1 pseudogene is annotated in these 368 nt (G+C 60.9%); it reads right to left on the reverse strand.

Features of this window, described 5'->3' with window-relative positions:
• Nucleotides 1-368: pseudogene (locus ACIPUB_RS20135) on the reverse strand (UDP-N-acetyl-D-mannosamine dehydrogenase); the annotation flags it as partial.

Genomic DNA, 368 nt, shown 5'->3' on the forward strand with positions numbered 1-368 from the left:
CCAACGCCCGGGCCCGGCTGCAGGATGTTCACGCGCGGGTGGTGGTTAGCCAGCTCGATGAGCTCCCACACGTCGATCCCGACCTTGTCGGAGATCACCGACAGTTCATTGGCAAAGGCAATGTTGACGTCGCGGTAGGAATTTTCAACCAGCTTTGCCATTTCAGCGGTGGTTGCATCGGTGATAAGGATTTCAGCTTCGCAGAAAACGCTGTAAAGGTCCTTGGCCATTTGTGCGGCTTCGGGGGTGATGCCGCCGACGATGCGGTCGTTGGTGACCAGTTCCTCCATGACGCGTCCCGGAAGCACGCGCTCCGGGCAGTGGGCGACGTGCAGGGTCGAGGAGTCCAGGTCCGGACGGGCAGCAAG

Origin of the sequence: Paeniglutamicibacter sp. ORCA_105, assembly GCF_045798545.1 — a bacterium.
Classification (GTDB): domain Bacteria; phylum Actinomycetota; class Actinomycetes; order Actinomycetales; family Micrococcaceae; genus Paeniglutamicibacter; species Paeniglutamicibacter sulfureus.